We start from the raw sequence: 8,161 nt of genomic DNA, 5'->3' as shown, positions 1-8,161 counted from the left end.
TAATCAAAGGAACCTCGCACACGAACCTTGCGGTTCTGTGTGTCGGGGCCAAAACAAACATGGCTTAAAGAAAATCAAACACGCGCTGTTGAGTTCTCAAGAAACAACCGCTCTTCGCTTACAAGCCGCTGTGGGCTTTTCCGCCGAAGGCGTCTGCGTTTCCGCTTTGTTGTGTCTTTACTTTATCAGGTGTTCCGCGCCCCGCCAAATCGGCGGTTTGTGGTGTTCCTGGTCGGGGTAAAGCCCGTTTCCCGTTTCGCTGTCCCGGTTTCCCTGGAAGCGCCCTCCGAGCCTAGCCGGTCCGAAGCAGTGCTCGGAACGGTGATTCGGAGGAAGGGGTCGACCGGCCCGTCCGCGGGAACCGCGTCCGTCTCGCTCGGTCTTCCCCAACTCTACCCCCGGCACGGAGTGCTCGGGACACGTTCACCGGATCTTGGCCTCAGAGCTTCTCGATCGGCGCGTACTTGACCAGGAAGTCCTTCTCGCCGATGTCCGCGCCGAAGTCGATGCGGGCCTTGGTCCTGTCCCCTGCGCCCTCCACCAGCTGCACCCGGCCCATGCCGAAGGAGTCGTGGTTGACCAGGTCTCCCACGCTGAGCGTGGGCGCCTCCTTGGCCGCCTTCGCTCCCCCGCGCGACCGTGAGCCGCCGCCGAAGGTGCCGCTGAAGCCGCCCCCGCCTCCGAAGCCCCCCGAACTCCGGCCGCCGATGCTGCGGCTGGGCGGAGCGGCCAGGGTGGACTCGGCGCGGCGCCAGTCGACCAGGGACGAGGGGATCTCGTCCAGGAAACGGGACGCGGGATTGTAGGAGGGGGTCCCCCAGGCACTGCGCACGGCGGCGCGGCTGACGTACAGCAGGCGCTGCGCACGGGTCAGACCCACGTAGGCCAGGCGGCGCTCCTCCTCCAGCTGCGTCTTGTCGCCGAGTGTGCGGGTGTGCGGGAACACCCCGTCCTCCATCCCGGTGAGGAAGACCGCGGGGAACTCCAGCCCCTTGGCCGCGTGCAGGGTCATCAGCGTGACCACACCGCCCTCGTCGTCCTCGTCGGGGATCTGGTCGGTGTCCGCGACGAGGGAGATCCGCTCCAGGAAGTCGACCAGTGTCGGCGCTCCCGGGTCGACGGCCCCGTCGGCCTCCTCCCCGTCCTCCGTGGGCTCCTCCTCCAGGAGTGCGGCGAAGGTGTGCTCGAACTCGCGGGCGACGTCGACGAACTCCTCCAGGTTCTCCACCCGGCTCTCGTCCTGGAGGTCCTTGGACTCGGCCAGCTCGGACAGGTACCCGGTCTTGCTCAGCACGGCCTCCACGATCTCCGCGGGGGTGCCCTCCGGCACGGTCTTCTCCAGCTCCTCCAGCAGGGCCGTGAAGTTGAGCACCGCCTTGACCGAGCGGGTGGCCATCCCGGGGATCTCGTCCACCCGGCGCAGCGCCCGGGAGAAGGAGATGCGCTCGCGGGCGGCGAACAGCTCGACCGACTCCTCCGCCCGGGCCCCGATCCCCCGCCTGGGCACGTTGAGGATGCGCCGCAGGCTGACGGTGTCCTCGGGGTTGGCCAGGACCCGCAGGTAGGCGAGGACGTCGCGGATCTCCTTGCGCTCGTAGAAGCGCACGCCGCCGACGATCTTGTAGGGCAGCCCGGTGCGGATGAACACGTCCTCGAACACGCGGGACTGGGCGTTGGTCCGGTAGAACACCGCGACCTGGCTCGGGGTGAGCGTCCTGTCGTCGGTGAGCTTGTCGATCTCGCCGACCACGAAGGCGGCCTCGTCGTGCTCGTTGTCGGCGACGTAGCCGACGATGGCCGGTCCGTCGCCCTGCTCCGACCACAGGTTCTTGGCCGGGCGGCCCTCGTTGCGGTCGATGACCGCGTTGGCCGCGGACAGGATGGTCTGGGTGGAGCGGTAGTTCTGCTCCAGGAGGATGGTGCGCGCGTCGGGGAAGTCGCGCTCGAACTCCAGGATGTTGCGGATGGTGGCGCCGCGGAACGCGTAGATGGACTGGTCGGCGTCGCCGACCACGCACAGCTCCGCGGGCGGCACCACGCTGGTGTCGGAGCCCTCGGCCACGCCGACCAGTTCGCGGATGAACACGTACTGGGCGTGGTTGGTGTCCTGGTACTCGTCGACCATGACGTGCCGGAAGCGGCGCCGGTAGTACTCGGCGACGTCCGGGAACATCTGGAACAGGTTGACGGTGACCATGATCAGGTCGTCGAAGTCCATGGCGCCCGCCTCGTGCAGGCGGCGCTGGTAGAGCTGGTAGGCCTCGGCGAGCTTCTTCTCCTGCTCGGTCTGGGCCTGCCCGGCGAACGTGTCGTAGTCGACCAGTTCGTTCTTGAGGTTGGACACCTGGGCGGAGAAGGCCTTGGGCGGGAACCGCTTGGGGTCCAGGTCCATCTCCTTGCACACCAGCTGCATCAGGCGCGCGGAGTCGGCGGAGTCGTAGATGGTGAAGCTGCTCGGGTAGTCGAGCCGGGCGGCCTCCCTGCGCAGGATGCGCACGCACGCGGAGTGGAAGGTCATCGTCCACATGCTGTTGGCGGCGCGCACGCCCAGCAGCGCCTGGATGCGCTCGCGCATCTCGGCGGCGGCCTTGTTGGTGAAGGTGATGGCGAGGATCTCACCCGGGCGGACACCGCGTGCGGCCATGAGGTGGGCGATGCGGTGGGTGAGGACCCGGGTCTTGCCGGACCCGGCACCCGCCACGATCAGGAGCGGAGAGCCGCTGTGGGTGACGGCGTCGCGCTGGGGACCGTTCAGACCTTCGAGAAGCTGTTCTTGGGAGGACACGGCATCCAGGTTACGGCCGCCCGGTGACGCTGCCGCCCCCGTCCACAGGGACGGACCTCCGCAGGCCCGTTTTGTCGGGTAGAAGCGCCCTGACCGGCGTCTTACGCTGTTTCGGTAGGGGCTCCGGTCGGGGCCCCCGTGTTCTGAGAGGGAGTTTCCTTGAGCATGCGTGTGTTCGTCGACTGCGACCCGGGGATCGACGACGCCGTCGCGCTCGCCTACCTGGCCGCTCGGCCCGAGGTGGAGATCGTCGGCGTCGGGGCGGTCTTCGGCAACAACAGCGTGGACGTCACGGCCGACAACGCGCTGCGGCTGCTGGAGCTGTACGGCCGCCCGGACGTCCCGGTGGCGGTGGGCGCCGCGCGTCCGCTGGTGCAGCCGCCGCGTCTGGCCGCGCACGTGCACGGAGGCAACGGTCTGGGGGACGTGGAGCTGCCCGAGCCCGCGGGTCGTCCGGTGCCGGGGACGGCGGCCGAGCTGCTGGTGCGCCTGGTCCGCGAGAACCCGGGCGAGATCGACGTGCTGGCCGTGGGGCCGCTGACGAACCTGGCGATCGCGCTGGCCCTGGAGCCGGAGCTGCCGAGGATGGTGCGGCGCCTGGTGGTGATGGGCGGCGCGGTGCGCGTGGCGGGCAACGTGTCCTCGCACGCCGAGGCCAACATCAGCAACGACCCCGAGGCGGCGGAGGCGGTGTTCGCGGCCGGGTTCGACCTGGACCTGGTGGCGCTGGACATCACCATGAAGACGGTGGCCACCACCGAGTGGCTGGAGGAGCTGGGGACGGTCGCGGGCGAGCGCGCCGCGCGCACGTCGGCGTTCCTGGACTTCTACGCCGACTTCTACTCGGGGATCTTCGGGGTCCGCCAGTGCGCGATGCACGACCCGCTGGCCGCGGCGGTGCTGGTGGACCCGCACCTGGTGACGGAGTCCTTCGAGGCCCCGGTGCAGGTGGAGCTGACGGGAACGCTGACGCGGGGGATGACCGTGGCGGACCTGCGCCCGCGCCCGCGGGACGACGACCGCCGCCCCGCGCGGGTGGTCACGGGTGTGGCCGAGGCCGAGTTCCTGGGCCGGATGCTCGACTCGCTGCGCTGAGCGGTCCCGCCACTGCTCTGAGCGGCTCCCGGGGTTGTCCCCAGGTCGCGGGAGGGGGTGGCGGCGCGCCCTCAGGCGGTGGTCCCATGGTCAAGGGGGGTCCCCAGGACCTCCGGCCTCGCCGTGCCCCGCGCCGCGCGTCCGGCGGTGCGCACGCCCGGCGACCCGCACCGGGCGGGCCGCTCACGGCGGGCCGTGGCGACTCCCGCCGGGGGTTCCCCGCCGCGAGGGTCCTCGTGCGGATCCTGAGCCCCAGCGCGTCGCTCACCGCCGTCGGGCTGGCCAACGGCCGTGGCGCCCGGCGCCGGGCTCAGACCAGCCTGCGGGCGGTGGCCCAGCGGCTCAGCTCGTGGCGGTTGGACAGCTGGAGCTTGCGCAGCACCGAGGACACGTGCGTCTCCACGGTCTTGACGGAGATGAACAGCTCCTTGGCCACTTCCTTGTAGGCGTAGCCGCGCGCGATGTGGCGCAGGACCTCGCGCTCGCGCTGGGTGAGCCGGTCCAGTTCGGGGTCCACCGGCGGGGCGTCGGTCGCGGAGAAGGCGTCCAGCACGAACCCGGCCAGGCGCGGGGAGAAGACCGCGTCGCCGTCGGCCACGCGCACGATGGCGTCGGCCAGCTCCCTGCCGGAGATGGTCTTGGTGACGTAGCCGCGGGCGCCGCCGCGCACCACGCCGATGACGTCCTCGGCGGCGTCGGAGACCGACAGGGCCAGGAACCGGATCTGGGGGTGCTGGGCCAGGACGCGGCGCAGCACCTCCACGCCGCCGCCTCCGGGCAGGTGGACGTCCAGCAGGACGAGGTCCGGCTGCTTCTCGCCGATGACGTGCACGGCGCTGTCGACGTCGCCGGCCTCGCCGACCACGTTCACTGCGTCGCCGAGCTCACCGCGCACACCGCTGCGGAACAGCCGGTGGTCGTCCACGATCACGACGCGGGGAACCGCGTCACCGCCACTGAAGGTCGTGCTCTCGTCTGCCACACCGTGGACTCTACCCACGTCGGGGCGGACGGGGGCACCCGCGTCGGGGGCTGTCCGCTTTCGGCCGCCCTCCGGTCCCGGAGGCGGGCGCGGTAGGGGAACGGAACCGTCCGCGCCCTCCGCCCGGTCCGCGCCCTACAGGGCGGGGACGCGCGGCATGCGCAGCTGCACCTCGGTGCCCTCGCCGGGACCGGTGCGGATGCGCGCGGAGCCGCCGTGGCGCTCCATCCGGCCCAGGATGGAGCCGCGCACGCCCATGCGGTCCTCGGGGACGGCGTCCATGTCGAACCCTGCGCCGCGGTCGCGGACGAACACCAGCACCTCCTCCTGGTCGACCTCTCCGAACACCGAGATGCTGTCCGTCCCGGCGTACTTGGAGGCGTTGACCATGGCCTCGCGTGCGGCGCGGAGCATGGCGCCCAGCGCGTCGTCCATGGGGCAGTCGCCCACGCACACCACCTCGATGGGGACCCCGTGCTCCTCCTCGACCTCGGCGGCGACGCGTTCGAGCGCGGGCGAGACGGTGGTGTCGGCGTCGGCGGGCCTCTGGTAGAGCCAGCTGCGCAGGGCGCGCTCCTGGACTCGGGCGAGGCGCTGCACCTCGCGGGGGTCCTCGGCCCGGCGCTGGATGAGGGTCAGGGTGTGCAGGACGGAGTCGTGGATGTGGGCGGCGAGTTCGGCGCGCTCGGCGTTGCGGATGCGCTCGCGGCGCTCCTGGTCGCGCTCGCGGACCAGCCCGATGATCCAGGGGGCCACGATGAGCGCGATGCCCGCGAGCACGGTGAAGGCGAAGGTCAGGCCGGCGCGGGCGTTCTGGAGCTGCTCCTGGAAGACGAGGAAGCCGATGGCTCCGACGACGACGAGCAGCACGCCGGCGACCGCACGCATTATCCCCTTGGGCGAGGAACGGCTGACGGTGCTGGTCATCCACTGGTCGCGCTGGGACGGGTTGGCCTGCTGCCAGAGGATGATGCCGCCGAGGGCGCCGAAGACCACGAACCACAACAGCGGGTCGAAGACGCCGCCGAAGAGCAGGAACAGGAGGCCGAGTCCGGCGGCGAGGCCGACGTAGGCGACGAGCTGGGAGAGGTCGCGGCCCTTGCGTCGGCTCTCGGGCTCGGCGGTCTCCTCCTCCGAGGAGTCGTTGGGGACGAAGAAGTACAGGGCGGCGTAGACGGCGATGCCGATGCCGCCCACGGACAGCGCCATGAAGGCGAGGCGGACCACCACCGGGTCCAGGCGCAGGTGGCGGGCGAGTCCTGCGGCGACACCGCCGAGGAGCCTGCCCCTGACCGCGCGGGTGAGCCGCGGGGTGTCCGCGGCCGTTGCTGCCACCGCCCGATCACCGCTTTCGTCCGTGCGGCGGGGAGGATGTACGCGCCCGCCGCGTTCGTGGGTCCTGTGCTGTCCAGGATGCCCCCTCCGGTGCGGACCGGACATCGGGGGCGCGCCCCTGGTCCTGGCCGGGCCCCCGTCAGGGTGGGTTCAGGGTCGTCCCGGATGTGCTGGTGGACGGTGACGGGTGACCATGGGTGGGTGAGGAGAGCGCGGTGAGTGACCATGACTGACGACCCGGTGCCGCAGGGCGCCCCGGCCGCGTCCGTTTCCGGTACGGCGGAGGCGGACGCCGGGGCCTCCGTGCGCGAGCTGCGCAAGGGGGACGAGGACCGGGTCCTGGCCGGGGTGTGCGCGGGCCTGGGCCGGTACACCGGGGTCGACCCGGTGGTGTGGCGTGCGGCCTTCGTGCTGACCTCGTTCGCCGGGGCGGCGGGTCTGCTGCTCTACATCGCCGCGTGGATGCTCATGCGCGACGCCCAGGGCGTCCCGGCGACGTTCGAGCAGATGCTCAACCGCAGTATCCCGCCGCGGACGGTGCCCAAGCTGCTCGCGGTGGGGTTGGCGGTCGCGACGACGTTCAGCCTGGTCGGCGGACTGGGGTGGTCGACACTGGTGCTGGCGGTACCCCTGGTGCTGGGGCTGCTGGCCGCGCGCAACCGGGGCGTGGACCTTCGGACGGCGTTCACCGAGTTGCGCGAGGACCTGCAGGCCACGGACCCGCCGCCCGCGACGCCGTCCCCGGAGCCGACCGCGACCTACTACAACCCGGCCCAGCCGTGGGCGTCCGCGCCGCAGGGGCCGGTGGACCTGGCGGTGGTGTCGGAGCGCACCGCCGCGCGGGGCGCCGGCGGGGAGTCCGGGGACGAGGACGAAGGCGGGGAGGAGCGTTCCGGCGAGGCGGGAGGGTCCTGCGCGCGGGAGGCGGAGGACGAACGGTCCCTCACGCAGGGCAGGCGCCTGCCGCTGGCCTCCCTGGCCCTGTGGACGGTCGTGGCCGGGGCGGTCCTGGTGTCGGTGCTGGAGTTCGGCTGGTCGTCCTCGCTGTGGAGCGGGCGGACGGCCGACCTGCTGCTCGGACCGGAGACCGGAGTGTTCTTCCTGGCCGGGTCCCTGGCGGTGATCGGCGTGTACGCGCTGGTCGGCGCCTGGGCTGGCAGTCCGCGGGGACTGCTCCCGATGGGGGCGGCGGCCGTCCTGCTGCTGGTGCTGGCCTCGGTGACCGATCTGACCCGGGTGCGGATCGGCGACGAGACGTGGCGGCCGACCACGGTGGCCGCGGCCGAGTCCGGCGACCACCGGCTCACCGTGGGCTCGGCGACCCTGGACCTGACCGGGCTGGAGGACCTGGAGCCCGGCGGGACCGTCGACGTGTCGCTGCGGATGGGGGCGGGCCGCGTGGAGCTGGTCCTGCCCGAGGACGCGGAGGTCGCGGTGCACTCGGAGATCGGCCTGGGGGCCGTGGAATTCAACCCGGAGAGGCGGGAGGACATGTTCGGGGTCTCGCTGGACTACGAGGAGGTCCACGAGGCCGCGGCGGACGCCGGGGCGCGGGACGAGGCGTCGCGAGGCGGCGAGGGAGCCCCGCGGATCAACGTGCGCACCGACTCACTGGTCGGGGTTGTGGAGGTGAAGCGTGGCGGAGCGTAGGACTGACTGGGGCTCGCTGGTCGCGGGCCTGCTGTTCCTCGGCTTGGCGGTCGGGTTCGTCATGCGCGGCACGGGCGACTGGGAGTTCAACGTCCTGTGGGTGCTGCCGGTGCTGTTGGCGGGCCTGGGCGCGGCCGGGGCGGCCCGCGTGCTCACCCGGCCCCGGCACCGACGGCCCCCCGCGGAGAGCCGCTCCGACACCCTGGAGTGAGGGACACGCCCCCCGGAGGCGGGGGGTGTACGAGAGCCACAACGGAAAACACAGGGACCCGCTGGGGACGCGGGAAACGCGGGGCGCCGACCGGGACGGGGAG

At 71.9% G+C, this 8,161-nt stretch carries 6 protein-coding genes; 3 read left to right on the top strand and 3 right to left on the bottom strand.

Annotation, left to right across the window (positions count from 1 at the left end):
* Window positions 1-439: 439 nt before the first annotated feature.
* Complete coding sequence (gene pcrA / locus FYW99_RS02895; protein ID WP_150249765.1) at window positions 440-2,785, bottom strand: DNA helicase PcrA; 2,346 nt, start codon at window positions 2,783-2,785, stop codon at window positions 440-442.
* 165 nt (window positions 2,786-2,950) lie between these two features.
* Between pcrA and FYW99_RS02890 the strand changes: the two genes are divergently transcribed.
* The gene (locus tag FYW99_RS02890) at window positions 2,951-3,880 is read left to right on the top strand and encodes a nucleoside hydrolase (protein ID WP_150249917.1); all 930 of its coding nucleotides are present in this window, start codon (window positions 2,951-2,953) and stop codon (window positions 3,878-3,880) included.
* A gap of 310 nt (window positions 3,881-4,190) precedes the next feature.
* On the opposite strand, the gene FYW99_RS02885 is transcribed toward FYW99_RS02890, so the two are convergent.
* Both FYW99_RS02885 and FYW99_RS02880 read right to left on the bottom strand, forming a co-directional pair.
* On the bottom strand, window positions 4,191-4,862 hold the full coding sequence (locus FYW99_RS02885; RefSeq protein WP_017567903.1) for a response regulator: 672 nt from the start codon (window positions 4,860-4,862) through the stop codon (window positions 4,191-4,193).
* A gap of 135 nt (window positions 4,863-4,997) precedes the next feature.
* The gene (locus FYW99_RS02880) at window positions 4,998-6,197 is read right to left on the bottom strand and encodes an ATP-binding protein (protein ID WP_150249763.1); all 1,200 of its coding nucleotides are present in this window, start codon (window positions 6,195-6,197) and stop codon (window positions 4,998-5,000) included.
* Window positions 6,198-6,416: 219 nt separating this feature from the next.
* Here FYW99_RS02880 and FYW99_RS02875 point away from each other — a divergent pair, with 219 nt between their 5' ends.
* Together FYW99_RS02875 and FYW99_RS02870 are read left to right on the top strand one after the other, a co-directional pair.
* Complete coding sequence (locus tag FYW99_RS02875; protein WP_150249760.1) at window positions 6,417-7,847, top strand: PspC domain-containing protein; 1,431 nt, start codon at window positions 6,417-6,419, stop codon at window positions 7,845-7,847.
* Window positions 7,834-8,058 (top strand): hypothetical protein, encoded by a 225-nt coding sequence (locus FYW99_RS02870; protein WP_150249757.1) that lies wholly within the window; start codon window positions 7,834-7,836, stop codon window positions 8,056-8,058. The genes FYW99_RS02875 and FYW99_RS02870 overlap by 14 nt, the downstream gene beginning before the upstream one ends.
* Window positions 8,059-8,161: the final 103 nt, after the last annotated feature.

Origin of the sequence: Nocardiopsis deserti, assembly GCF_008638355.1 — a bacterium.
GTDB classification, from domain to species: Bacteria; Actinomycetota; Actinomycetes; order Streptosporangiales; family Streptosporangiaceae; genus Nocardiopsis; species Nocardiopsis alborubida.
The sequence above is the reverse complement of the archived record's forward strand: the minus strand, read 5'-3'. Positions and strand labels throughout refer to the sequence as shown.

Excerpts from the sequence above, each read along its gene's own strand:
- FYW99_RS02890 (WP_150249917.1), top strand. The coding sequence starts at position 2,951 with ATGCGTGTGTTCGTCGACTGCGACCCGGGGATCGACGACGCCGTCGCG.